Origin of the sequence: Candidatus Tisiphia endosymbiont of Nedyus quadrimaculatus, from assembly GCF_964059235.1 — a bacterium.
Taxonomy (GTDB): Bacteria; Pseudomonadota; Alphaproteobacteria; order Rickettsiales; family Rickettsiaceae; genus Tisiphia.
Genome location: NZ_OZ060452.1, coordinates 852,697 through 878,932 on the forward strand (window position 1 = coordinate 852,697; position 26,236 = coordinate 878,932).

At 32.2% G+C, this 26,236-nt stretch carries 18 protein-coding genes and 1 pseudogene; 11 read left to right on the forward strand and 8 right to left on the reverse strand.

Translation table 11 applies throughout. The features are described 5' to 3' along the window. The first annotated feature begins 239 nt into the window (after positions 1-239). The gene (locus tag AB3211_RS04060) at positions 240-1,484 is read left to right on the forward strand and encodes an AmpG family muropeptide MFS transporter (RefSeq protein WP_367363668.1); all 1,245 of its coding nucleotides are present in this window, start codon (positions 240-242) and stop codon (positions 1,482-1,484) included. On the opposite strand, the gene AB3211_RS04065 is transcribed toward AB3211_RS04060, so the two are convergent. From AB3211_RS04065 to AB3211_RS04090, 6 genes are all read right to left on the reverse strand, one after another. After that, positions 1,481-3,697 carry a Sca4 family protein gene (locus AB3211_RS04065; protein WP_367363669.1) on the reverse strand — a complete coding sequence of 739 codons (2,217 nt, stop codon included), beginning with the start codon at positions 3,695-3,697 and terminating at the stop codon, positions 1,481-1,483. The genes AB3211_RS04060 and AB3211_RS04065 overlap by 4 nt on opposite strands. A 31-nt stretch (positions 3,698-3,728) precedes the next feature. Then, positions 3,729-4,538, reverse strand: coding sequence for a division plane positioning ATPase MipZ (locus AB3211_RS04070; protein WP_367363670.1), 810 nt, complete (start codon positions 4,536-4,538; stop codon positions 3,729-3,731). After that, positions 4,528-6,039: a leucyl aminopeptidase gene (locus tag AB3211_RS04075; protein WP_367363671.1), complete on the reverse strand. Its 1,512-nt coding sequence runs from the start codon at positions 6,037-6,039 to the stop codon at positions 4,528-4,530. Before AB3211_RS04075 ends, AB3211_RS04070 begins: the two co-directional genes overlap by 11 nt. Positions 6,040-6,398: 359 nt before the next feature. Next, positions 6,399-6,671 carry a hypothetical protein gene (locus tag AB3211_RS04080; RefSeq protein WP_367363672.1) on the reverse strand — a complete coding sequence of 91 codons (273 nt, stop codon included), beginning with the start codon at positions 6,669-6,671 and terminating at the stop codon, positions 6,399-6,401. A gap of 17 nt (positions 6,672-6,688) precedes the next feature. After that, entirely contained in the window at positions 6,689-6,940 is a 252-nt protein-coding gene (locus AB3211_RS04085) for a CopG family antitoxin (protein WP_367363673.1), read from the reverse strand. Between the two features lie 200 nt (positions 6,941-7,140). Beyond that, positions 7,141-8,640 (reverse strand): Npt1/Npt2 family nucleotide transporter, encoded by a 1,500-nt coding sequence (locus AB3211_RS04090; protein WP_410521587.1) that lies wholly within the window; start codon positions 8,638-8,640, stop codon positions 7,141-7,143. A gap of 171 nt (positions 8,641-8,811) precedes the next feature. Between AB3211_RS04090 and AB3211_RS04095 the strand changes: the two genes are divergently transcribed. From AB3211_RS04095 to AB3211_RS04130, 8 genes and pseudogenes are all read left to right on the forward strand, one after another. Beyond that, on the forward strand, positions 8,812-9,798 hold the full coding sequence (locus AB3211_RS04095; protein WP_367363674.1) for a hypothetical protein: 987 nt from the start codon (positions 8,812-8,814) through the stop codon (positions 9,796-9,798). Between the two features lie 162 nt (positions 9,799-9,960). Continuing rightward, positions 9,961-10,998: pseudogene (locus AB3211_RS04100) on the forward strand (acetyl-CoA C-acyltransferase); the annotation flags it as partial. Positions 10,999-11,110: 112 nt separating this feature from the next. Beyond that, positions 11,111-11,362 (forward strand): hypothetical protein, encoded by a 252-nt coding sequence (locus tag AB3211_RS07885; protein WP_410521588.1) that lies wholly within the window; start codon positions 11,111-11,113, stop codon positions 11,360-11,362. Between the two features lie 2 nt (positions 11,363-11,364). Further along, a complete protein-coding gene (gene tgt, locus AB3211_RS04110) occupies positions 11,365-12,450 on the forward strand; it encodes a tRNA guanosine(34) transglycosylase Tgt (RefSeq protein ID WP_367363675.1) in 1,086 nt (361 codons plus the stop codon). Positions 12,451-12,674: 224 nt separating this feature from the next. Next, positions 12,675-13,757, forward strand: coding sequence for an LptF/LptG family permease (locus tag AB3211_RS04115; protein ID WP_367363676.1), 1,083 nt, complete (start codon positions 12,675-12,677; stop codon positions 13,755-13,757). Further along, a complete protein-coding gene (locus tag AB3211_RS04120; protein ID WP_367363677.1) occupies positions 13,754-15,244 on the forward strand; it encodes a UbiD family decarboxylase in 1,491 nt (496 codons plus the stop codon). The genes AB3211_RS04115 and AB3211_RS04120 overlap by 4 nt, the downstream gene beginning before the upstream one ends. A gap of 330 nt (positions 15,245-15,574) precedes the next feature. Next, on the forward strand, positions 15,575-17,329 hold the full coding sequence (locus AB3211_RS04125) for a PHA/PHB synthase family protein (RefSeq protein ID WP_367363678.1): 1,755 nt from the start codon (positions 15,575-15,577) through the stop codon (positions 17,327-17,329). A 134-nt stretch (positions 17,330-17,463) separates the two neighbouring features. Beyond that, on the forward strand, positions 17,464-19,698 hold the full coding sequence (locus AB3211_RS04130) for a tetratricopeptide repeat protein (protein ID WP_367363679.1): 2,235 nt from the start codon (positions 17,464-17,466) through the stop codon (positions 19,696-19,698). A gap of 251 nt (positions 19,699-19,949) precedes the next feature. Here AB3211_RS04130 and ileS read toward each other — a convergent pair whose 3' ends face one another. After that, positions 19,950-23,108, reverse strand: a complete 3,159-nt coding sequence (ileS, locus tag AB3211_RS04135) for an isoleucine--tRNA ligase (RefSeq protein ID WP_367363680.1) — start codon at positions 23,106-23,108, stop codon at positions 19,950-19,952. A 16-nt stretch (positions 23,109-23,124) separates the two neighbouring features. After that, on the reverse strand, positions 23,125-23,754 hold the full coding sequence (locus tag AB3211_RS04140) for a COQ9 family protein (RefSeq protein WP_367363681.1): 630 nt from the start codon (positions 23,752-23,754) through the stop codon (positions 23,125-23,127). Positions 23,755-23,851: 97 nt separating this feature from the next. On the opposite strand from AB3211_RS04140, the gene rpsU reads away from it, so the two are divergent. Continuing rightward, positions 23,852-24,052 carry a 30S ribosomal protein S21 gene (gene rpsU / locus AB3211_RS04145; RefSeq protein ID WP_341748434.1) on the forward strand — a complete coding sequence of 67 codons (201 nt, stop codon included), beginning with the start codon at positions 23,852-23,854 and terminating at the stop codon, positions 24,050-24,052. 427 nt (positions 24,053-24,479) lie between these two features. Then, complete coding sequence (locus AB3211_RS04150) at positions 24,480-25,508, forward strand: IS110 family transposase (protein WP_367363682.1); 1,029 nt, start codon at positions 24,480-24,482, stop codon at positions 25,506-25,508. Positions 25,509-26,236 lie beyond the last annotated feature (728 nt).

The window sequence follows — 26,236 nt, forward strand, 5'->3', positions numbered from 1 at the left end:
TAAACTTATATCTATAACAACTAATGACTGTGACTTTTAAATTACCCTGATACAATTCATGGTAGTTTATGTCATCCCCGCCTACGCGGGAATGACATCGAGTGCATATTAAGCACTTTTTCCTTTATCTATTAGCTTTGCAGTCCGACTTTTAAACTGCCCTAGCATAGATGTAGAGAAATCTAGCTTGTATAAAAAAAATTATTACTATATTCTAACTTTTTTCCAATATTAACTTTATGTTAACTCCTTCAAAATTATTCGTTATTTGGTTATTTGGACTAACTAGCGGGTTTACCTTAATGATTACAGGTAATACTTTAAACTACTGGCTGGCCAAGGAAAATATTGACTTACAATATATTGGTATATTTGCTGTTATCGTAATGCCCTATTCTATTAACTTTTTATGGGCTCCTATTTTTGACACTATACATTTAGGTCGATTAAGTAAACTGCTTGGTCATAGATTATCTTGGATTTGTTTGATCCAGATTTTGTTGGCATTTGCTATCTTTCTTTTAAGTACCATGAATCCTCACCACAGTCTAATATTGTTTGCACTAGTAGGCTTGATAATATCATTTTTAAGTTCAGCTAAAGATAGTATCCTAGGGGCTTTCAGAACCGAAATTATTGCAAAAGAATCTCAAGGAGCAGCGTCTGGAATTTATATTTTTGGCTACCGCATTGGTATGCTAATTTCAAGTTCCGGGGCTATTTATCTATCAAGCTATTTAGGATGGAATAATATATATAAAATTTTTGCCATTTCTGTACTTGTTTGTTCTGCTATTCTGGTTGTAAGTATCTTGCGGTTAGAACACGGCTTATCCTCAAAAACTTATCCAGATCATAAAATAAATATTTCAAACTTTGTACAAAATATCTTAAGACCTGTAGGGTCTTTTTCCTTAGTCTTTTTAATAATAGTTTTCCTTATTTTATATAGATTACCAGATGATTTTATTACTATGATGATGAACCCCTTCTTAATACATCTTGGTTATAACGAATTTGAAATAGCCAGTGCAGGGAAATTTTTTGGCATAATATCTACAATAATTGGCGGACTAATAGCCAGCTTAGTGATGAAAAAAAAGAATATCTTAGATAGCTTGCTGATATTTGGAGTAATTCATGCAATAGTACATACCTTATTTATTCTGCAAGAAATTTATGGCAAGAATTTACCATTATTCTTTATTACCGCAGCCTGTGAAGGTATAACTTGTGGGATGGCTATGACAGCTTACATTGCTTTTATAGCTTCAATATGCACAGGCAAATTTCGTGCCACTCAATATTCATTTTTCTCTTCTATGATGGGATTTTCAAGATCGATTTTTCCAGCTCTTTCAGGATATATTGTCGTACAATTCGGATGGAAAAGCTTTTTTACATTTATTATTATAATCACAATTCCTTCTCTACTTCTGCTACTAAAAATCAGCTCACTACTAAAAGCAAAAATGAAGTATTAAATGTAACCATGAGTTCTATCACGCTGTTGCTGTCGGGATAATGTCTTTTGTGTTTTTGATACTACTGTTTTTGTTTCAGGTGGGGTGTTGTTCACATGACGTTTTAAGCTACTCTGAATCTGCGTTAATTCACCTATAGAGTCGCTTGCAATAGCTTGTGACATATTGATATTACATTCTTTATTTTTTGCTACTTCTTGTACCATTGCTTCATATTGACATTTGGTTACAGGGATAGTGTAGATATTATTCCCTCTTTGTATGTATCCTATAGCATCTTTATCATCCCCAGCAAACTTTAGTGATAATGGGTTGGTTATTTCCACTAACTTTCCTTGCTCGTTATAGTGAGTAGTAAAATAAAGTGCCTTCGAGCTTGCAATATTTTCACCTTTCTCGTTTTGCACCGGGAATGAAAGATGGACAGCTGTACTAGATGGCTTGATTGTTAATGGTAGATTAATATTTCGATAATTACTAATCTCTCTCTCGGTTACGCCATCTTCTAACATTACTTTCGTAGAGGTCTTTATATTAGTTTCTATTAATTTAAATAATTCTTCATCTTTGACTTTAATAACCCTTGACCTAGTAGAGGTTGTGTTTGTTACTGTTTCTCGTTCGTTCCAAGTTAAAGGTTTAAAATGATTAGCCTGAAGGACCTTAGCATAACTTTGTACTTCATCATTCATGGCTTGTGCTATATTTGCTTTTACACTGGGAGCAGCCCAAGCCTTTTGTATTAATCCGTTGTTATTTTTTACAAACTCTTTAAACTCCTGAGAATTAGTAGCAAGACCTGCAACTGCAACTCCTTTATCCGTCTTAATATTTGCTTCAGCAAGGACGTTTTGTAATATTGCTTGTTGTTTGGCAATAATTTCTTGTCTAAAGGCTAATGTTATAGAATCTACTTTTGAAGTTGAAGATTGAACATTAGTAGTTGTTGTTTCGCTAGTATGCATAACGTCTAGTGCTTTTCTAGATATTTGCATAGGTGGTTCGAGATCGCTTATTTTCTTGGTCAGTAGCTGTTTTTCTTCTTGTAATATTTTTGATATTTCTTTAATTAATGCTACTTCTCGGGCTTTATAGCCTAAAATATACTCTGTTTTAGTTTCTTTTCTTAATTTTAATTTTTTGCTTTGATTGATTATATTGTTAAAATAATCGGGATGTTCTTGGATTAATTCTCTTAATTTTAGTGTGTTAATTTTTCCTTTTGTTACTAAAAGACCCAATTTAATTTGCAACCCATACTCTTTTAATGATTGTTGCCTCTTTTGCATAGTTTCCTTAAAGGCATCTTTAATATCGGTAATTTTTATGTTTTCTAGGGGTATATTCTTAAATTTCTGACTCATTGCCATTTTTGCCCAATTTGCTAGAAGCTTGTCACTATAATATTTTGATAATTCTGCAAAACTGTCATCGATAGTCTTATTTAAATCGACTTGTGCAGTATCAAGTAAACCTTTTACAAATGAATCATTATGCCTTAATTTACTTGGGAATTCCCTAAAATGGTTAGTTGGGCCTAGTAATGGTAGATGTCTAGACCAAGAATATGGATGTATGTTATCCTCTAATTGGTCAAGACTTCCAGCAAAATCTATACGAACTAGTTTGGGAGGAATGGTAGAATCTTCTGGATCTCTTATAACTCCTATGTTACCTGTATGAATATCAAAGTCACCTATTAATAAGCTAGTTGGGGCTATTTTATCAAAAGAACTATAATGAAGTTCTTCAAAAGCTTTGCTTAAAGTATTAGATAATAACTCTCTTGTCCCCATGAAAATCGGTCTTCCCCCATCTTTTCGAAGCCAACCACTTGGTTTAGTTTTTGTAGACATGTGTTTATCCATATCTACATACATGTCACCACTATAATTCTTAAAAAATTCAGACCGTACATATACTTCAGAGCCATCACTTTGAAGTCCTCCTTCCTGATGTACTTTCTCGGTAAGATGATCAGGTACAATGAAAGAAACTTTAGCTCCATGATTTGGATTTGTTGCTTGAAAAATTTGCGAACCCAAAAACTCTGATATATTTTTTCGAGAATCCCCTTCGCTTTTAATCATGGATAGAAGGTCATCGGAACTTCTGTATATTCCTCCTAATTTTCCACCATCATTAGCTCCAAGTGACTTCTTTGCCAAATATTTCCAACCGACAAATTGTGATATTAATGGTATTGTTGCCATATTATCCTCTTGGGTTATATTGATTATACTCTCAAATAATTTCAAGAAAGTTTAAGAAATTTCGTAATTCTTGTCGAGCAGCTACGTGAGATATACTAAGTGTTTTGCCATGATTAGCTGTTGTTAAGTCGAGTAATGTTAATCCTTGTAAAAATAATTCCCGAAAAATTACTCTTTCACTAAAGCCTGGGGCAATTTTAAAGCTAATTCTTTTTGCTAATTGTTCAAGAGAAGTAGCAACATTCCTTTTGTTTACTGCATCCAAGTTGCTTAATCTATTACGCATTACAATCCAATTAATTGTTTCGCCATTACGGTTAGCCTTCTGCATTTTTTGTTCCCAAACCATTTGGCTATAGATTGACGGGGTAATAATTGACAAATTGTTAGCATTAACTTTACCTAGTACATCAAAATCAAGGAAACTGTCATTAATTGGCGTAATTATAGTATCAGCATAAGAGTGAGCTAGCCTTGATAAGAAAGAGTAGCTTCCTGGTGTATCGATTACTACATAATCTGCTTTTTTTGCCTGTTCAAATATTTGTTCAAACCTAGTTCTCTCGTCCTCTTCTTTAAGGTCAATGACTTGTTCTTGACTTTCAGTTAAATGAACATGCTGAGGAATGACAACCGTTTTACCCGGGTTTTTTAGATTATAGTCATCCCTATTCTTTAAATAATTTGTTAAAGAACCCTGACGTGAATCAGTATCAATACTAGCTACCGTATGACCATTATAAAGTAAGGCAGTAATAAGATGCATGGAGCAGGTAGTTTTACCCGCTCCACCTTTTTCATTACCAACTACAAATATGCGATTTGGTTGATTATTTTTCATAACTGTCTTGGATAAATTGGTTAAGAAGCCTTACGCCGTAACCTACTGCTCCTTTAGGGCCAAGAGGATTACCTGTTTTATTATAGGCAACACCAGCAATATCAAGATGAGCCCAAGCTACACCTTCCTTTATAAAATTTCCTATGAATTGAGCTGCTGTACAGCTGCTAGCTGTTCTAGGCGGAGTACTGATGTTTACAAGATCGGCAATATCAGATTTAATCATTTCATCAAAATCTTTATGTAGAGGCATTCGCCATAATTTCTCATTAACTTTATTACCAACATTTATTAGTTTATCAGCTAGCTCATCATTATTGGCAAAACAACCAGCATAAGTTTTGCCAAGAGCTATAACAATAGCTCCGGTAAGGGTAGCAAGATCGATTACACATTGAGGTTTGAACTTTTCTTGAGTATACCAAATTGCATCAGCCAAGACTAACCTGCCTTCTGCATCAGTATTATCCACCACTACTGTTTGTTTGGACATAGTGGTTACCACATCTCCTGGTCTTTGAGCATTACCTGAAGGCATGTTTTCTACAAGACCGACTACGCCAACAACATTAACTTTTGCTATGCGGCTAGCCAAAGCCATGATTGCTCCAACTACTGCTGCTGAGCCGCCCATATCATATTTCATGTCTCCCATATTTGCTGCTGGTTTAAGTGAAATACCACCACTATCAAAAGTAACTCCTTTACCAACAAAAGCTACGGGAGGAGTATCATCATCCAAACCATTATACTGCATTACTACCAGTTTAGATTCATTCTGTGAACCTTGTCCAACGCCAAGCAAAGCTCCCATACCAAGGTTTTTCATTTCTCTTTCACCGATAATGGTAATTTCGACTCCTAATGGTTCAAGATGCTCTAATATCTTTTCCGAATAAGATAAAGGAGTTTTGATATTGGCTGGTTCATTCATTATATCTCTAGCAAAAAATACCGCTTTGGCTAATAATCTCTTCTCATTAAATAATTCTTCTGCTTTAGAGTTGTTGTTTGTAGAAATTTCAAGAGATTCTACGACGAATTTTTCTATTTCGCTTTGTTTAGTTTTGTATTTATCAAATGTATAGGAAGCAAGCAAACAGCCGCTAGCTATCAGCATCGCCACAACAGCAGGCTCATATTGTCCAATATTATGAGAGATTTTTATACCAATAGTTCTAATTTTACAGCAAGTACTACTGGATAAAATTTTTCCCCCGATCTCCTCAATACAAGAGGTCTTTAGTTTTGTTTCATCACCAATGCCAACTATAATTAAATATCTTATTTCTCCATCCTTACCGATAGAATTAACAATTTTAATTTGTCCAAATTTTCCAGCAAATACTAATTTATTCTGAATAGTTTTAGAAATTAAACCATGATGTTGTTGGTCAAGTAGCAATAACTCACTGTCTAATTTCAGTTGTTCGTTAATAAAAACTACAGTTGCTTGATTATTTGATAATTCTTTACTTATAAAGTTAATGTTATTGAGCATAAATTCCTATTTTTGAAAGGCTAATTTTATATATTCTTTTTGTAAGCGTAATAATCTGAATAATGGAAGTATATAAAAAACCCACTAATTAATAAAGTAATTCTTTAAGTCTTTAAATATTATATTCCAAAATTCTCTCCCACTAACTAGAAAAGTGATTAATTTCAATTATTTTTTTTGTGTTAAATTACCCTGTAAAAACGCTCGTTATTTTTATAATAAAAATTCAAATAAAATCATTGCTATTTTTATAATATTTATTATAAAAATATGTCTAATAATTAGATTTAGGTGCTTATATCTTAAAAAACATGTTATAAGAACCTAATTTTGTCTGAATATAATTTTATCTATAACCCTTAACCTAAAAATTTCTTTCTTGCTTTTCTACTTGGAAATAGTGTTTTTAGGAAAATAGTTTTATCATCTTCTTTTATATAAGGTACAGCATATATTTCAGTTAGTATCCGTACATATAGAATTTGCTGATCAGGATATTGTTCCTGATTATGATGTTTAGTTATATCTAATAGCTTCCCATCTGCTATAGCTTGAATTATTTCTTCAAAACCTATTCCTCTTTCAAGCAACAATTTTGAATTCTTTTCATAATTATATCTAAATTTAATCAACTTAAATTACCTAACAACTACAATTTTGTGGCTTCTTTATGAATTAACATATTAATATATGTTTGATATGCTAACCCAAGTTTTGAAGCCTTAATTTTTATAGCTTCAATATCCTGCTCCGCTACTCTTATAGTAATAGGATACTTTCTCTTTAGGTGTGTTTTAGCTGCATTTTGCAATAGTTTAAGATCATTTTGATTTTTAATACTAGGTTGTTTTTCAAAATTAATCTCTATATCCTGCTCATATTTATCTAATTTGTAGCTCATAGTTTCATATATTTTATTTAATATAGTAATAAATAGTACATACTATGTCAATACATTATGTTTTTATTATTTGGAAAGAGATCAAATAATGTTATGCTTCTTGAAAAGTTTATATTATGCTATTTTTTTAGACCCCTGTTTACGCAGGGGTGACATTCGAAGGGGCAGGGATAAGCGAATAGTAGTGCATAGTGAGTAAGCTAGGCAATTTTCTTATACTCAAAGTATATTTTTCTTACCGAGTGAATCCATACAATACAAACAATGGTAAATACCACCATTAAAAATGGTGATATAGAGCTAAAAGTAGCTGTTGGTATTAATGTGAAAATAATTGACTGTATTAGACCGCTCGAAGATTTACCAACCTTCGAGCTAATGACGTCGACAGCTGCCTTACCTTTCGTTTTTAACTCTTGGTCAAGAGGAATATATAACATTTCTCTTGAGGTATCCCAAATTGAATATTTAGTACCTTTCACTAGAATGTTTTGTAAAGCACCAATTGACACCGCAAGAGCTAATGGTGTCATGAGAATAGCACTATCAAATATGGATAATACTTGGTGGTCAAATACGATTAAGATAAAAAACAATATACCAGTAATCATCATGACAATTGGTGGAATTACTGCAGCAACAAACCAGCCATGACTACGCATTATATTATTGCCTATTATAGTCATTACCATAATAGCAACTCCAGTCCAAAGAATGTAAAGACTATTGAATTCGGCATAAGTATTAACAGTGGGGTATAATTCCTTAATCTTTGCTTTCCATACTGCTTCTACTAAATTCATTGATAAACCAAAGGCAGCAGAGCAAATTAGCATTAACCATAAATATTTTGATCTTGTTATATATTTAAAACTTTCAATTAAACCCATTCCTTCTTTAGTGGATCTACCACCTTTAGCATTTGCATAAAATGTTGGATTTGTAAAAACATTTTTGGTAATAAATTTTACAAGTAAACATGATATAACAGCAGAAACTACCACGAGACTTGTTGATATTTTTATAAGTGTAGTTTTGTTGTCCGATACGGTTAAGAAATATTTAGCAATAGTGTTCTCAGATGATAAGTTCATCATCAAAAAGCCTACAAATATTAAAGAAGAATTGCCAAATAATGAAAAAAGCGTGTAAAACCTTTTTGCTTCTTCTGTTGTAGTAAGTTCATTAGCAAACTGCCAAAAAAGTAAAACATAAAAGATATTTGGCCAAAGTTCAGATAATGTATAGAAAATCACATAACTCCAATTACCAATTAAAGCTATATACCATTTAAGATGAGGATAAGTCCCCATAATTTGTTCTAGCGAATTTGGACTAATATGGAAAATATCGACATTTGGATAAATAATGAAAGCAAAAAGAATGAAGAATCCAACAAAAAAAGTGATTAAATAGCAAAAAATCTTTTCAAAACTAAAATGATTAAGCATCTTAGCATAGATTATAACGAATAAAGCTGCTGCAGGTGTTACACAATAAACTTTAGTAAAACTTACTACTTCAGCACTAATCTCTGAAATTAAAATACTATCTTTTAAAATTCTTAATATGTTTTGATTGAATAGGACGCAAAACATCAGACCGCACATAGGTATGAATTTCCCAAGTTCATGATTATGGATAGGCCAAAATATAGTTCTGCATTTGCTTTTAAATAAGTTTGACTGTATACTAGTCATAATAAGGATTCCCTAAGACAAAAAAAAAACTTGAGGACATGTTCAAGAGTTTTTCTATAATGGCTTAAGGCTATTATGAAAACCAAAGAAAGTTAGGAACTTATATATTATTAGCCTCCCTATGTCAAGATATTTAAATTGGTCCTAGTAATTATTAGTGTATAAAAAAATATGTTGGACAATGACAAATATCAAAAATATTTTGATCAATATAGTGATTATTCATCCAAATATCTATTGGGTAATAAGTATTGTTCCTTGGGTAAAAAAATAACTAAAACAAAATATTATCAGATTTTATATTATAAAACATTGGCATCGCAAGATTGCATTATTAGTAATAAAAGAACATTTTTAGTTATTCCTTCGATCTTTAACTCCCCGGAAATTCTCTTCTTAGCTAAATCAAAAAGCTTTGTTGATAATTTAAGACATTGTGGTGAGGTGTTTCTAGTTGATTGGTTTGAAGTTGATGAAGCTGATTATTTGTTAGAAGACTACGTAAAGAGGGTAGTTGAAATTATTAGCAATTTAAGACAAAAAAATTATCAAATAGACTTAGTGGGACACTGCATTGGTGGTATTATAGGAATGGCAGCCACTATAATAGTACCAAACATGATAAGAACATTAACATTACTTTCAACACCTTGGGATTTCTCCCATTTTGCTACAGCAAGGAATATATACCAATATCTTGGTCTAGATTATTATGTACGAAATTTGCCAATGATCCCTAAACTACATATTCAGATTCTTTTTTTTCTATTAATGCCAAATTATTTCAGTATAAAACTTGATAAATTTTTTACCATAACTGTACCAAAAATAAGAGATTTATCTTTTAGAGTAGAAAATTGGTTGATGTCTGGAACTGCTTTGTCTAGAAATACATATATACAAATTATGGATGATGTAGTAGGCAATAATATGCTTGCAAAACTTCAATGGAAAGTTAATAATATCACCATTGATCCGACATTAATCAATAAACCAGTATATCAAATAATTGCAAGTAACGACAAAATAGTACCAAAATCATCCATTTTATCCTTACACAAATTATTTAGAGAATCTATGATCTTTGAAGTAGCAGGTGGTCATATTAGCTATTTGATTAATAGCAATTTAGATATCTTATTTAAGGAGTATAATTAGGTAGAACTTTAAAAATTGCGTCGTCATTATCCAAGATTCTAACGGTACTTACGTACTAGTATGTACGCCTAGTCCCTCGACTTGGTGGTAATGCCTAGCTCTTCTTGAAGTTATACTATCGTCTACCAACTTATTAAAATCATAGAATGTGGAGTATATTCGATGAGTAAAAAGGCAGTTTATATAACTCATGCAAAAAGAACAGCAGTAGGATCTCTGCTAGGACGCCTAGGATCAATCCCAGCAACCAAACTTGCAGCTATCATTATAGAATCAATTTTAAAAGATAGTAAACTAGATCCAGCCATTATTAATGAAGTAATAATGGGGCAGGTAATCACTGGTGGCGTAGGACAAAATCCTGCTAGGCAAGCTCTAATCCAAGCTGGATTACCTAAAGAAGTTACAGGCTTCACAGTTAATAAAGTATGTGGATCTGGGTTAAAAACGGTATGTTTAGCGGCAAGTAGCATTATTGCAGGTGATAATGAGATTGTGATAGCTGGCGGGCAAGAAAATATGTCTTTGGGTTTACATGGATCGTATATTCGTGCTGGCCAGAAGTTAGGTAGCACACAAATGGTAGATTTGATGCAGTATGACGGTTTGACCGATGTATTTTCTAATAATTTAATGGGAATTACCGCCGAGAATATATCTAAAAGATTTAATATTACTAGAGAAATGCAAGATGATTTTGCACTAAGATCACACCAAAAAGCACGTGAAGCACAAGCAGAAGGCCGTTTTAAAGACGAGATCTTACCAGTAGAGGTTAAGATGCAAAAAGTTACATTGTTGTTTGATCAAGATGAGGGAATTAGAGCTGATATTAAATTAGAAGTTCTAGCTAAACTACGTCCAGCTTTTGACAAAGAAGGTACTGTAACAGCTGGTAATGCTTCTTCTATTAATGATGGAGCAGCTTGTTTAATGGTAGTATCTGAAGAATCATTAAAGAGATATAATCTAAAACCTCTTGTTAGAATTGTATCATATGCTGAAGTAGGGGTAGATCCAAATATTATGGGAACAGGTCCAGTACCAGCATCGAAGAAGGCTTTGGATAAAGCTGGTTGGAAAGTAGAAGATCTAGACATAATAGAAGCTAATGAAGCTTTTGCCGCTCAAGCTATTTATGTAAATCAACATATGAATTGGGATATTAATAAAGTTAATATGAACGGAGGGGCTATTGCTCCACAACTGTCGAAAGTTCGAAGGTAGAGCGGGTTTTAGAGGATTTTCATAAGTAAAAAAGTAGATATAATCAAGTATTAGTTAAAAGATACACCGACTAATATAATTTACCTTGCTCATTGATAAGGAATTTATTAAAGATATTATACTTTTTTATTCACGAAATCTCTCTAAAACCCGCTCTACCTTCGAACTTTCGACAGTTGTGGCTATTGCTCTTGGTCATCCAATAGGAGCAAGTGGGGCAAGAATCTTAGTAACATTAATTCATCAAATGCAAAAAATTAACGCGAAAAAAGGGCTAGCAACACTTTGTATAGGTGGGGGGATGGGGATAGCTATGTGTATTGAAAAGGTAAATTAATAGTGCAAAAATTTTCATTTGACTTAAAGTTTCAACATAAAAAAGCAAGAACTGGTGTTATCACTACTAGGCACGGTCAGATACGTACCCCAGCTTTTATGCCAGTCGGTACGAAAGGTACGGTAAAAGCCATGTTACCCGAAGCGGTGGAGTCTACCGGAGCTGATATAGTACTTGGTAATACTTATCACTTAATGCTGCAACCAACTGCTGAAAGAATTGCCAAGCTTGGGGGCTTGCGTAAATTCATGAACTGGTCAAAGCCTGTACTTACTGACTCAGGTGGTTTTCAGGTCATGTCCCTATCGAAATTACGTAAAATTACCGAAGAGGGTGTAATTTTTAACTCTCATATTGATGGTAGTAAGCATATGTTAACTCCAGAACGTGCAACTGAGATACAATATCTTCTTGATAGCACTATTACTATGGCGTTTGATGAATGTACTCCATATCCTGCAACATTTGAGCAAGCAAAATCATCTATGGAATTGACATCTAGATGGGGAGAGAGGTCAAGAAAAGCCTTCGTTCAAAGAGAAGGTTATGGTCAATTTGGTATTGTACAGGGGAGTATATATCAGGAGTTACGTGTTCAGTCAGCACAGAATTTGGTAGAATTAGATTTTGAAGGGTATGCTATCGGAGGTTTAGCAGTAGGTGAGGGGCAAGAACTAATGTTCAATGTGTTAGACTATGCTCCGGATTTGTTACCTAAATATAAGCCAAGATATCTTATGGGGGTTGGTAAACCAGCTGATATTATTGGTGCGGTTGCAAGAGGAATAGATATGTTTGATTGCGTTATTCCAACCCGTTCAGGCCGGAATGGTCAAGCTTTTACCAAATATGGTATAGTAAATATTCGCAATAGTAAGTATAGTAGCGATCATGAACCTCTAGAATATGATTGTCCATGCCCAGCATGTAAAAATTATAATAAAGCTTACTTACATCATTTGGTAAAGGTAAAAGAGATTCTAGGGGCGGTACTTATGACGTGGCATAATTTGGTGTATTTCCAAGAATTAATGTCAAGAATAAGACAATATATTGAACAAGGGAAAGACTTTGATTTTGAAAATTAGTTATAAGAGATAATTTTAAGTATATCTTTATCAGAAAATATTAATTAATAGCTGTAAATAATAAATAGTATAAAATAACCTCAAATATTGATGTAAGACATCGGTTTAATAGCCTAGGGTGACATCACCCCTAATGGGGATGATTATACTATTAATTTATTACATCAAACTTAGGTTAAAATAGCCAAATAGTTATATTTGAAAGACAATAGATTGATTACAGAATGTTAATATATAAACGTTATATAATAAGAAATATTGTACCATCCTTGGTGATAATTATTTTCTCGATCACTAGCCTTGTATGGATTACTCAGATATTAAAGTTTTTACACTTAATTGATAAAGGAATAAAAGCTCAGGATTTCTTAAATTTAATTATTTTAGTTATTCCATCTTTGTTATTTATTTTGTTACCTTTTGCAACTATTATCACTATTATTTATACTTATAATGCTTTAAGTGAGAGGCGTCAGATAATTATTCTGCAAAATTTGGGATTAAGTAATATACAACTAGCTAGTCCAGCATTGATTGTAGCCTTGGCAGTTACGTTATTTGCTTATTATATTTCGACTAGTTTATTGCCATTATCTTATGCAAAGCTTAAATCAGATCTTAATTTCATGAAAAATAATTATGCATCCACTCTACTAAATGAGAAGACATTTAATACAATTTCTAAAGATATCACGGTTTATTTTGATAAAAGATTGGCTGATGGTACAATGAAAGATTTAATCCTTTTTGATAATCGTAAACATGATAATCATGCAATTTTATTTTCTAGATATGGGATATTTAAAATACACAACAACTCTTCATTTTTTCAGTTAAAAGATGGAGTTAGGCAGGTATATGACTATAATGGTAATTTAACTAATTTATCATTTGATGTTCTAACAGTAGAATTAGTCAGTAATGATGCTAAAAGATTGGAAAAGGAAGAGTATAGTCGAGAAATCAATGAATATTATATTCATGAATTATTAAAACCCAACAATAATCTATCGAAGCAGAGGAAGATTAAATTAGTTGCTGAGGGACATCAAAGGTTGATTTGGCCAATGTATAATTTTGTACTTGTTTTTCTAACATTGTCGGTTTTTTTAAGACAGGCTTATAATAAAAAATCTAGTCTAAGGCAGATTTTAATTACGGCACTTTCTGCAATAATTATTACATATTTACACTTTGTATTACAAAATCTTGCTTCTAAAGATTTAAATTTTATCTTTGCTTGTTATGCTAACATTATTATCGCTATTATTTTAAGCCTGTATTTATATTTTCGTAAAATTATATGAGTTTTCAAGATTTACCACAATTTCTAAAAATTTTAGAGCAAAATGGTCTCCTAAATCGTATATCTTATCCTGTATCATCTAACCTTGAAATAACAGAAATCAGTAGAAGAGTTTTAATAAAAGATGGTCCTGCTCTTTTGTTTGAAAATGTTATTAGAGATGATGGGACTAAGTCTGATATGCCAGTTTTAACTAATTTATATGCCAGCACGCGGCGGATCGCCTTGGGACTTGGTTTAAAGAATACAGAAGAGTTGAAGAAATTTGGTGAATTGCTAGCTTTTCTTAAAGCCCCAGAACTACCTTCTTCCTTTAAAGAAACCTTTGCTATGTGGCCACTCGCCAAAAGAATATTGGCTATGTCGCCCAAGATTTTGTCAAAAGCTCCTTGTCAAGAAGTGATAATTAATGATCCTGATGTTAATATATTGCCGATACAAACCTGCTGGCCTCTTGATATTTCGCCACTACTTACTTGGTCAATAGTTGTTACAAAAGGACCTAGCTTAGAAAAAATAGATAATTTTAACCTTGGTATATACCGAATGCAGGTAGTAGAGCGTAACAAACTTATTATGCGCTGGCTTAAAATGCGAGGTGGAGCTCAGCAACATAAGCGTTGGCAATCAGCAAAGATTGAACCTTTCCCTGCTGCAGTGGTTATTGGGGCAAGTCCTGCTGTAACTATGGCTGCTGTTATGCCGCTACCCGATAATATGTCTGAGTATAATTTTGCTGGATTATTAAGAGGTAAGTCAATTGAACTAGTAAATTGTGTCAGTATAGATATGAAAGTGCCAGCTCATAGTGAAATTGTTATTGAAGGGCATGTAAGTTTTGAGGAGTATCTACCAGAAGGACCATTTGGCGATCATACAGGTTACTATAATGATGTTGAATATTTTCCAGTGTTTAATGTTAAGACTATTACCATGAAAAAGCAACCCATATATTTAAGTACTTATACTGGTAAAGCCCCAGATGAGCCATCTATACTTGGTGAAGCATTAAATGCAATGTTTATTCCGATAATTCAACAGCAATTTCCAGAGATCGTTGATTTTTGGTTGCCACCTGAAGGCTGTTCTTACAGAGTTGCTGTGGTATCTATTCGCAAAGCTTATGCAGGTCATGCAAAAAGAATAATGATGGGGATTTGGTCATTTTTAAGACAATTCATGTATACAAAATTTATTATTGTGGTAGATGATGATATAGATATTCGTGACTGGAAAGAAGTGGTTTGGGCAATATCGACTAGGGTAGATCCTTCTAGGGATACTACTTTTATCGATAATTCACCAATAGATTATCTTGATTTTGCCTCACCTGTGTCTAGCCTTGGTAGTAAAATGGGAATAGATGCAACTAATAAAATAGCCCCAGAAACTAATAGAGTTTGGGGTAAGAAAATAGAAATGACTAGTGAAGTTGTTGAAAAGATTGACAAAATTTGGGATATGCTTGGTATATCCGCAAAAACTTGAAATATTGATAAGCCAATATTGACTTATTAAATAATTTTTTCTTAAAACACTTAGTGTTAGAAATTTATAGTATATATTATACTTAGCAAGTTAGTACTAGGCTCAAGTAATCATCCTTATTGTGGGTGATGTCACCCCTACTTGCCATTAATCCCAGCGAAAGCTGGGATCTAAAAAAATAGCCAAAAGCTTATTAAAACATTTTTAGACCCCTGCCTACGCAGGGGTGACATCCGAAGGGGCAGGGATGACATCCTAGGCTATTAAACCGATGTCTTACATCGATATTTGAGGCTACTTAAATGATTTGAAGAATTGGAATTGGATATAATGGATAATATTTCTAGTGATGAAATAATCAAAAATATAAAAGAAGTTAGTGATAAATACCAAGAGATAATACTTTGTCTTATGCAGGGTAGGGGGAATCTGATCCCTGCATCTCTTATTGATATGGATAAAAATAGAGTTATTTTATCAAGCTTAAGTGAACAATTTATAAAAAATCCTGAAAAATTTTGGCAACTAAATATTCAGTATGTTGAGAAATTTCAGGATCTTGTCATAAATTCAGTAGAGAAATTTGTAGGAAAATCAACTACTCCTCTTTTTTCACCAAATAGTAAAGATAGAAGGTTTAAGGATTTAGCTTGGCAGGATAATGCGTATTTTGATTTTGTTAAGCAGTTCTATTTAATGTCTTCAGAATGGTTACAGGATAATATCGAACAATATGAACTAGCACCTGACCTTAAACAGCATTTGGCATTTATGACGCATCAATTTATTAATGCTTTCTCTCCGTCAAATTTTGCTTTTGGCAACCCAATAGTTCTTAGTAAAATTTTGGAAACAGGTGGTCAGAATCTTGTTCAAGGCTTAGAGAACTTTCTTGCAGATATAAGAAATTCGAGTGATATATTAAATATAAAAACTACCGATAATAATGCTTTTTTACTTGGCAAAAATATAGCTACTACTAAAGGAAAAATTGTTTTTCAGAATCAATTAATACAGTTAATATGTTATGAACCTAAGCAAAAAACACGGTCGATACCATTACTTATAATTCCACCCTGTATTAATAAATACTATATACTTGATCTATCTGAACATAATTCAATGGTCGCATTTCTTGTCGAACATAATTTTCAAGTATATATGGTCTCTTGGGTTAATCCCGATGAAACTCTAGCTGATAAAAGTTTTGAGGACTATTTAAAAGAAGGAGTTTTAGAAGCTTGTGAATATATAATGCAGTCTGGATATAACCATATTAATGCTATGGGTTATTGTATTGGTGGAACTTTTCTTGCGACTGCCATTGCTTATCTGAAGGCAAATAATTTAAATTATATTAATAGTGTCAGCTTTATTACTACCCTTTTAGACTTTAAAAATCCCGGGGAAGTAAGTATTTTTGTCAATGAATCATCGATTGCTATGATCGAACAAGAAATGAATTCTAAAGGATATTTTGATGGTCGTTATTTGTCGAATAGCTTTAGTTTGCTAAGAGCTAATGATTTAGTATGGTCGTTTTTTGTTAATAACTATCTGCTTGGTCAAACTCCAATGCCATTTGACTTATTATATTGGAATGCTGATCCAACGAATTTACCAACTAATATGTATAGCTATTACTTACGTAATATGTATCTAAATAATTTATTGAAAGAATCGAGTAACTTATCATTATTTGGTACGCCAATTGATTTGAGCAAGATTGACTGTAACTCTTTTTTCCTTGCTGCAAATGAGGATCATATAGCTCCGTGGCAATCGGTGTATGAAGGATTAAAACTATTAAAAGGTAACAAAACCTTTTGTCTTGCAAGTTCTGGACATGTTGCAGGTGTGGTTAATCCTCCTGCAATGTCTAAATATAATTATAAAACTAATAAAGACTTAACCTTTACTAGTGAATCATGGTTTATTAATGCTGACGAACATCAAGGATCATGGTGGCCTTACTGGCTTACTTGGTTAGAAGATAATAGTGGTGAGTTAATAAAATCGATAGATTATGATAGTTTAAAATCCATCGAACTTGCCCCCGGCAAATATGCTCATAAAAGAATATAACCCCTAATTTTTTCAGTCCATTATATAATATTTAAGCTTAAGTTGAGTTATTTTTGCTTATTCTTTATAGTTATTCGTATAATATGTTTTATACGTACCGTTAGGGCATAATTTTTTTTCAACAGTTTCATTATATGAAAAAATTTTTACTATTAATCATATTATTAATCATTAATACTAGAACTTTGGCAAAAGAACAAATAACTAATTTAATCACCCCAGTTAGTTATTTTGTCAATCATGAGCAACAACTTAAAATTCTTGAGAAACATTTAAATAAATATAGACAAGCAAGTATAGTTGGTACTAGTGGTATAGGTAAAACTCAACTGATTAGGATGTATGGTTATGAGAATAAAAATAATTATGATCTAATTTGGTTTTTTGATTGTAACCTTGATTTTAATGAACAATTTGTCAGATTAGCTAAACAACTCAATATAGTCAAACAAACTAATATATCTGAAGAGATTGCTTTAGCAAAAAAAGAAGTAATATCATATTTAACTTCTACTAATAAGTGGTTATTGGTGTTTGATAATTTAAAAGTTAATGAAAATAAAAAAGTACAAGATTTAATTGATTGGGAACATAATGGTAATATAGTATTTTGTTCGCAAGATAATGAAAAGTTATCTAATATTATAGCAATGCCCATACTTGATAAGCCTACTATTATAGCTTTAGCTAATAGCTTATTGGATAATAAAGATAACAATAGTGTTGAATTTTTAACGCAATCTTTTAGTGGTTATCCAATACTTATAGTGCAGGGGACTCAATTACTCAATAAAATTAAAGGTCTAGATAAAGAAGAGTATAAAAAGAAAATTTATCAATCAACTGATAAAATAGCAACAAATATCAGCATGGCTATTCAAGAATTAAAACCTAGTGCAGTAAATTTACTTAATAAAATAGCTTTGATAAATAACCAAAGCTTCTCAAAACAGCTTCTTACTATCATTACTGATCATAAAGATAGTTTAGATGATGATATATATCAATTATCTAAATTTATGCTAATCAATAATATCAATCCTAGCGAGGATAACCCTATTTTTGAAATGCATGATATAGTTAGCAATAAAATAATGGAGCTAAATGGCAATAAACGTAATAAAATATATTTAGAAAATATTATTACTAAACTTCCAAAATCAAAAACTAGACATTTACAATATGCCTGGATGACGGCAAATACTATACTCGGGAATTTAACTACTCTTTTAAATAATTCTGAAAAATACAATATAGATTTATATGCAATGCTTGATTTGAGATGTATATTATCTGCTGTATATATAAATTCTCATAATTTCTATAAAGCAAAACAAATGGTCGATTGGTTTGAACAGAAAGATAAGAATAAAGAATTTAAATTGCACAAGATGTCTGAATATCAAAAATATCGTTATGTTAAGTATTTGAATGTCATGGCGGTATATAATGTTTTACTGACAAATTATGAAGAGACTATTTCGTATAGTACTAGAGCATTAAATATTTTAGAGAAACTTAGTGATGATGATAGTTTTTTAAAATTTACTCTTATCTCAAACATAATAGGATCTCAGGCATCTTTAGGCAATATTGAAATTACTGAACAATACATAAAGCAAATAGATCAACTACGAGGAATTAATGAATCGGATATACATATTATATATAGTTTGAAAGGCTATTTATATTTTCTGCACGGTAAATACAATGAAGCTTTACATTATTATAATAAAAATATTGAAATTTACATAAAAAATGGGACACCGCCTAATAGCCCATATCTTACTAGTAGTTATTTAAATAAAGTAGAAATGTTAAACTACCTTGGTAGATATCAAGAAGCTTATGATCAAATTAGACAATTATATGACATGCAGAAATCTATACAAAAAGGGAGCTATGTGTTTAGTCGTATTTATACACAAATGGCAAAAAGTGAGCTAGGCCTAGGTAAAATAGATAAAGCATCTAAACACATTAATAAAGCTATGGCAATATTTTCAACAAATGAATATAAAAAAGCTGAGACAGTAAATTATTTGCAAGATTTAGATTTAGCAGAAAGTTATGTAGTACAAGGAGATATTTTGTTTGCTCAAAATAATATTAAACAAGCAATCGAATCCTATAAACAAGCGTTTACCATATATCATTACTTATATAAAGACAAAAGTAAAAATATTGCCCCAGTAAGTAATTTATATAATCATGCAGCAAAAGCAGCTTGTAAAAGCAAAGATTTATATAATTATAAATTCTTTGGCAAGCCACAAATTAAGGAGTTTGGCATACACCACCCTAATACAGTTGATATGTTTGAATATTGCAAACAATATAACATGGATTTGTGGATCAAGAATCATTAAGCATTAGTTGTGTTAACCAACAGTCATTGTTAATGATTATTATTTAAAATTAGCAAAGACTTGATAGAAATTTAAATAAATATATGTTTAAATTTCTATCAAGTCATGGTTTATTGCGAATGTTAAGCCTAGAGATTTATTTGCTAACTCTCTAACCAACTTAATTCTTTAAAAATCATAGTTGATGACATAAATTCTTACCGGGAGGACATTGAGGCTATTGAACCGATGTCTTACATCGATACTTGAGGTTACTTAGAAAATCTTGCTACCCTTATAGTTATTATGTCTGAATTTAATTCAATATTAGTCATATATTCTGGCGTGAAATCGCTAGCAAATTCACTTAAGGTTTGCTCGAGAATGAATATACTATGTTGCTCAACTATTTGCATAAAATTTGGTTTGCCTATGATTTCTAGGAAGATTCTATCATTCATGGCAAAATTGGCATCTTTTCTCGCTTGTTGAATAAAGCGTACTAAATCTCTTGCAATACCTTCTTCGTATAGTTCTTTTGTTATTTCTAAATCCAGTAATATTAGTCCATGATTATTAGCTAAAGACTTTGTACCTTTAACATTTTTAGGTTCTAAAATTAGCGAGAACTCATCTTGATTTAATGTTTCTCCCGCTATTACTAGATGCTCATTCATCAGTTGCCACTGATGCTTTTTAGAAGCTATTATGATATCTTTGACTTTATGAGGTAGACGTTTCCCTAAATTAGGAAAGTTAATCGATAATTTGTAATCAGCATGATTTTCTACATCATCTTTATAAATTACTCTTTTAACATTAATCTCATCTTTAATTAATTCTTCAAATTTTACTAGTAATTCATTATTTTTACTAATGATCGTTAAACTGCTCAGTGGTTGTCGAACCCGGATATTTTCGTTACTTCTAATGAATAAAGCATTACTACAAATATCTAATACTTGATCCATGATGCTGACCAAATCATAGTCAACTTTTATCATATCAAGTTCAGGAAAATCCGCTAAATGAACACTGCCTCCTTGCTTTTCTAGCCTTGTAAGTCCTAAATAAATTTCCTCAGAAATTAATGGTAGTAAACTGGATTGAGCAATAGACATTATTTCAAGACAACTATACAAGGTATTATAAGCATCTTTTTTATCTTGATCTTTTTCACTTTTCCAAAAACGATTTCTACTTCTTCTAATATACCAATTATTTAATACTTCAAAAAAATTGCCAACATTATTATAAGCTATTTGAGTATCAAAATTATCTAGCCCATACTGGATTTTTTCTACTGATATTTTTAGTTTTGATAAAATATAACGATCTAGCACATTTTGAGAATTAAAGTGGCTTTCTGCTTTTATCTGATCGCTATTAGCATACAGAGTAAAGAAATGGTAAGCATTCCAAATGGGTTTGATAAATAAACGTAAGCTCTCATAAACCATTTTACCGTCTTTATCGATCAGTAGTTCCTGACCTTTGACTACATTGGAAGAGAGCATGGTAACTCTTAGAGCATCAGAACCATATTTATCAAATAATTCTAGCGGATCAGCATAATTATTAAGACGCTTTGATAATTTTTGCCCGGTGCTGTCTAATATAACCCCATGACAAATACAATTTAGAAAAGGTGGTTGGTCGAAAAGGGCTGTTGACAGTACCATTAAAGTATAGAACCAACCGCGTGTTTGTGCTGAATATTCCACTATAAAATCGGCAGGAAAATGCTTTTCAAACCAATCTTTATTTTCAAATGGATAATGTACTTGCCCATAAGGCATAGAGCTGCTTTCAAACCAGCAATCAAAGACATCTTCTACTCTAACCATCATTGATTTACCGGTTGGATCATCCGGATTTTTTCTAGTTAGTTGATCAATAAAAGGCCTATGTAAATCGGTAACTGTAACCCCAAAATCTTTTTCTAACTCCTCTATTGATCCATACACATCAATCCTAGGATAAGCCGGATCATCTGATTTCCATACAGGCAGCGGTGTACCCCAAAATCTATTGCGGCTAATTGACCAATCCTTAGCATTTTCTAGCCATTTGCCAAATAAATTATCCTTAACATGTAAGGGTATCCAGTTAATTTGTTGATTTAATTCAACCATTCTGTCTTTAAATTCGGTAACTTTTACATACCAAGAAGGAACGGCTTTGTATATAAGAGGGGTGTCAGTACGCCAACAATGGGGATAACTATGAATATATTGCTCGGTTTTAAGCCAATTACCCTGATTTTTTAGCTTAATGATAATTTGATCATTAGCATCAAATACTTGTAAACCGACAAAATCATAAATTTCTTTAGTAAATTTCCCAGCATTATCTACAGGACAAACAAGTTCTATTCCTTGCAAGGTGCAAAGAATCTGATCATCCTCACCAAAACCAGGCGCCATATGTACGATACCGGTGCCGTCTCCTTCAACTACAAAATCTCCGGAAAGTACTTTAAAGCTACTTGGATGATTGGCAAAATAATCGAATAATGGCTTGTAAGTAAGATTTAATAGGTACTTACCTTCAATTATATCATAATTTTGTTCATCACTAAGCCCTAATTCTTTCTGATATTTAGCCAAAGCAAATTTAGCTAAAATATAACAAACAGGGCCATTTGGTACTAGAACATATTCGATATTTGGTCCAACGGCTAATGCTAAATTAGCCGGCAAAGTCCATGGCGTCGTAGTCCATGCCAGCATTCTGTACTCGTTATATTGTACAGAATTTGGTAATTTACCCTCAAGTACAAAACTTACCGTAACCGCCTTATCAGTTCGTTCTCTATATGAATTATCTAGCCTTGTTTCAAAATTAGACAAAGGTGTCTCACATGCCCAAGAATAAGGCATTACTCTCATTGATTCATATAGCAGTCCTTTGTTATATAATTCTTTAAAAGCCCATAGCACAGATTCCATAAAAGCTTTATCCATGGTTTTATAGGAATTGGTAAAATCCACCCATCGTGCTTGTCGATTAACATATTCCTGCCACTGATTAGCATATTTCATGACCGATGATCTACAATGCTCGTTAAATTTATCAATACCAAAATTGATAATAGCCGTTCTACCAGAAATACTTAATTCCTTCTCTGCTTGCATTTCGGCAGGGAGTCCATGACAATCCCAACCAAAGCGTCGCTCGACTCTTTTGCCTTTACTAGTTTGATAGCGTGCATAAACATCTTTGATAAAACCAGTTAGCAGATGGCCATAATGCGGTAGGCCATTAGCAAAGGGTGGCCCATCATAGAATACAAACTCATTATTTATGGATGGTCTAGCATCTATCGTTTTTTGGAAAATATTGTTCTTCTGCCAATAAGCTAAAATCTTTTTCTCAATCGTTGGAAAATCGACATTAGATTGGATATCTTGGTAGTATTTATTAGTCATGTTGTAATCTTGATTATTATGAAAATAGTCGAATAATTGGTATATCGACAGGATTTGGTAGCTTTACAATATTCTTAAATTTAGAGGTTATAGTTATAATATTGGATAAGGATTTAGTAATATATTTATCGGTATCTATATTATTCTCTGACTCATCTTGAATGTAATAGAGTATCGAGCTTATATAAACGCTGAGTAATAAACTTCTCTTAGTATAATAATTATAATCTATAGACTTATCACCTGCATAACGCCAAATTAAATCACAGGTACGAAAGCCTATTTTTGTAGCAAATAGAGTGTTTGATGGTGTGGTAAAATAAGTACGATTCTTCAAATGTACAAGTTTAGGTGTACAATTTTTTATTCTAATTTTTAAAGCTAAATCAATTTTATCCTTTATTTTAGCTGAGGTTTCTTGTTGAGATAATAACTCAAGCATTTTTTGATCTTGCCAGCTTTCAAAAAAATCAACTATTTCCCTTAGACCATTTGGAAAAATTATATGACAATACCCCTTAACAAAATCACATTCCTTTTCCGCATCTGCCAATAATTTATTATTCCACTCATCAAAGATTAGTAGTCTTGCTAGAACTTGTACAAATTGTACTTTCAAACTATGATATTTTTCGTAAATAGTCATTAAATGCATCTTTTAATCTTGACATATAAGCTTAGTATATAGATAATGTTACTATCATTCAATAGTCTAATTTATGCTAAAAAGGGGGTAATTAAAAGTGATACTAGTAAACGTTCATGCTGGGAATGGTGAGCAAGCAATTAAAAATTTGAAAAGAAAAATGCAAAGAGAGCTTGTGTTCCGTTCAATGAAAATGTCGCGTTTCTATGAGCCTCCTTCAGTAAAACGTGTTCGTAAAGATCAAGAAACAGAAAGAAGAAAAAGAAAAGTTGCACGTAAACAACTAATGGAAGGTTGATGTCGTTGTAAACGGCATTGCCGCGTGGATCAGTGGTGTGTCATTCCCGCGTAGGTAGCACTGCTGTCCGGTTTAAGTCGGTTGTCATCTAAAACTAGAGCATACTTCATCCTGAATTTATTTCAGGATTTAGAAAATCAAGTAGTTAGCGTAAATTATCGTAAGTAACCTCAAGTATCGATGTAACAAGTTAATACTAGGTTCAGTATCATCGCCATTAGGGGTGATGTCGCCATTGTGTCATCCCAGCAAAAGCTGGGATATAATAATGTTTAATAGTCTTTTAGGCTATTTTTTTAGATTCCCGCCGTTGCTAAGAATGATGGTATGGACGAGTAAGTAAAAGAAACTTTACTTACTACCGTGATCACGAATATAATTCGGTCACATAATTATACTATTTAATAATTAAAAAGGAGTCCATACCATGAAAGATATTAATATACTAGGCATTGATTTAGCAAAAACAATTTTTCATATTGTTGCATTAAATAAAGATGGTGAAAAAATATTAGCTAAAAAATTACACAGAGAAGAATTTGAAGACTACATTTTAACAAACATTCCCAAGAATAGTTTATTGGTAATGGAAGCATGTGGCAGTTGTCATTATTGGAGCAATAAGTTTATGGAATCAGGTTTTACAGTAAAATTACTTAAACCATGTGATGTAAAAGCTTTTGCAAAAACTCGGCAAAAAAATGATACAAATGATGCTTTGGCAATAGCAAGAGCAGGAAAAGATCCGGAGTTAAAATCGGTTCGTATAAAAAATATATCACAACAAGAGATTAGTTGGTTACATAAACGTCGGCAACATATTATTAGACAAAGAGTACAATATAGTAATGGTTTAATGAGTGATTTACTTGAATTTGGTTATTACATAAAAATGAGTAAATCTAAATTTGCCCGTGAGGCATTAAATATAGTAGAAGATGCCAAAAATGCTGGTGTGATTTCAGAGAGAATGTATAAGGAAATGAAGGTAATAGCTGAAGAAATTGCTACGTTATTAATACAAGAATCAGCAATAGATAAACAGCTAATAGCAATAAATAAAGAATCTGAAACAGCTACTTTATTAAAAACAATACCAGGTATTGGAGAAATTAATGCTAATATACTAAGCATAGCAGCTTATGAAAATTATGATGATTGTCGAAGTTTTGCTGCAAGTTTGGGATTAGTGCCTAAGCAAAATAGCACAGGTGGTAAAACAAGTCTTGGATCTATCACTAAGAAAGGAGATAGATATGTTAGAACTATGCTGATACAAGGAGCAAGGTCTATTGCAATCAGAGCAAAAATACAAAAGGATCCTACTGATCATTTAGTGCAATGGGCAAAGAAATTGCTGGAAAGGATGAGCTTTAATAAGGCTGCTGTGGCAATAGCAAACAAATTAGCTAGAATAGCGTATGTATGTGTTACAAGAAAATGTGCATATGCTTGATAGTTGGTGGTGTATATAGATTTATCTGTATTTTATCTATATAAAAAGAAGAAGTAAGTAAATAGGATTTAAGAGGTACGATATAAGCGAAAGTGATTGGAGATAATAAAAGGGCATTCCAAAAACAAGTCCGAGATTTTATGTCAAGGCTCTAGAAGCCGTAAGAATGAGTGGATAACTCCAAGGATTGCGTGGAATGCGAAAACTATTATGGCACTAGATGCCGAATATATGACAGCTTATTTTTTTATTACTCCCGCATCATTTTTCTTATTGACTTACTTACTCGTCCATATATGACAGCTCTGGGTAGTAACTACAACTGTAGTATTAGCGTAGTTAATAATGGGAAATGGTATTACTTTAGCAAGAATTCTTATAAATCCACGAAATTAACATAGAAGATTTCCAATAATCTAGAGATTATGCTTCTAAAAGTTGTTTTTAACAACTTTTGAAGTTATAGTTATACTTAAATAATTTTATAAGATTAATTTTACCTCAATTCGATATAAGAGATCGGTTTAATAGCCTAGGGTGTTATCTCTGCTCGCCATTATGTCATCCCTGCTTCGGTGCGGTATCTAAAACTATATAACATACCTTCTATGCTATTTTTTTAGACCCCTGCCTATGCAGGGGTGACATCCGAAGGGGTGGGAATGACATAATGGTGGCAGGGACGATGTTATTCTGCGAAAGTAGCGGAATCTAAAGAAATAGACAGG